Source organism: Achromobacter sp., from assembly GCF_049647645.1.
Classification (GTDB): Bacteria; Pseudomonadota; Gammaproteobacteria; order Burkholderiales; family Burkholderiaceae_B; genus Achromobacter.
Map to the genome: position 1 here is coordinate 1 of NZ_JBARYB010000208.1, position 1,521 is coordinate 1,521.

Below are 1,521 nucleotides of genomic sequence, written 5' to 3' on the forward strand. Positions count from 1 at the left end.
CTGGAAGACGGCCTTGACCCCGGCGGTCTTGTACACCTCGAGGTTGCGCGCGGCGACCTTCTTCGGGGTGGTGTCCACCACCACGTCCACCCGGTCGAGCAGGTCCTCCAACGTGCCCGCCACGGGCACCCCGCCGTCCCGCATCGCGGTGCCCGCGTCCGAGGTGGCGGCGAACACCTCGATGCCCAGTCCCACCGCGGTACGGATTCGCCAGTCGGTGGCGACGTCCGCCACTCCGACCAGGTCCATGTCCGGCATGGCGCGGACCGCGTCCGCCACCCGCTTGCCGATCACTCCGTAGCCGTTGACGGCAACCTTGATGGTCATCACAGCCTCCTGCGCTCGTTTCGTGTCGTGTGGTGTCGGTGTCGTGTGTCTGTCTCAGCTCTGCACGAGCCGGGCGATGGCCTTGGACGCCTCCCGCACCTTGTCGGCCTGGATCGCTCCGCCGGCCCGTGCGGCCTCGGCGAGACAGTGGTGCATGTGGTCGTCCAGCAGGATCAGCGCCACACCCTGCAGAGCGCGGGAGGCGGCGGAGACCTGGGTCAGGACATCGATGCAGTACGCGTCCTGCTCGACCATCCGCGTGATGCCGCGGACCTGGCCCTCGACCCGGCGCAGCCGGTTGACCACCTGACGGGCGACGATCTCGCCGTCAGCGCCCGGTGTCGTTCTCATCGTCTCGCTCCTTGTTCACCGTCGGGGGTGGGCGGCGCCTGCCGGGGTGGGGTTGCCACCCCGGCAGGCCTGGGACCTCATGCCCGCGCTGCGGCGTACTTGGCCGGGTCCTCCTTGAAGGTGGCCACGCAGTGGTTGGAGCAGAAGTAGTACGTGGCACCCTCGTACTCGGCACTGCCGGCCGCGGTCGCGGGGTCGATGCTCATCCCGCAGATGGGGTCGGTGACCTTCGCGGACTTCTGGGACATGTCTTCCTCCATGGGTGTTGCGGTGGGGTTGTCTTCCTCATCGCGTCCGATCTCCACCACCGGGTCGATGGCTGGAACTCGGACGACGTCGGGGAGCGGGTGCGCCTTGAAGCGGCGCAGCCGGTTGGCGTTGGCGACCACGGACAGCGAGGACAACGCCATAGCCAGCGCGGCGATCACTGGGCTCAACATCAGACCCAGGGAGGGGTAGAGCACGCCCGCCGCGATCGGGATGCCAGCACCGTTGTACATGAACGCGAATACAAGGTTCTGCCGGATGTTGCGCATGGTCGCCCGGGACAGGTCCACGGCCGTGACGAGCCCGGACAAGGCCCCTGAGATCAGGGTGATGTCCGAGGACTCGATGGCCACGTCGGTTCCGGTGCCGATGGCGGCGCCTACGTCGGCTTGGGCCAGGGCCGGGGCGTCGTTGATGCCGTCGCCGACCATCCCGACGACCTTGCCTTCCGCTTGTAGCCGCTTGACCTCGGCGGCCTTGTGCTCGGGCATGACCTCTGCCACGACCCGGGTGATGCCGACCTCGCGGGCGATCGCTGCCGCGGTGTAGCGGTTGTCACCGGTCATCATGACTACC

2 protein-coding genes and 1 pseudogene are annotated in these 1,521 nt (G+C 68.2%); all 3 read right to left on the bottom strand.

All coding sequences use genetic code 11. The features are described from left to right. Positions 1–327, bottom strand: a pseudogene (locus WBB14_RS23320) (type II glyceraldehyde-3-phosphate dehydrogenase); the annotation flags it as partial. A 54-nt stretch (positions 328–381) separates the two neighbouring features. Beyond that, positions 382–678 (bottom strand): metal-sensitive transcriptional regulator, encoded by a 297-nt coding sequence (locus tag WBB14_RS23325; RefSeq protein WP_424241948.1) that lies wholly within the window; start codon positions 676–678, stop codon positions 382–384. A gap of 77 nt (positions 679–755) precedes the next feature. Next, the coding region (locus WBB14_RS23330) for an HAD-IC family P-type ATPase (RefSeq protein WP_424241949.1) at positions 756–1,521 on the bottom strand (766 nt) is incomplete at its 5' end.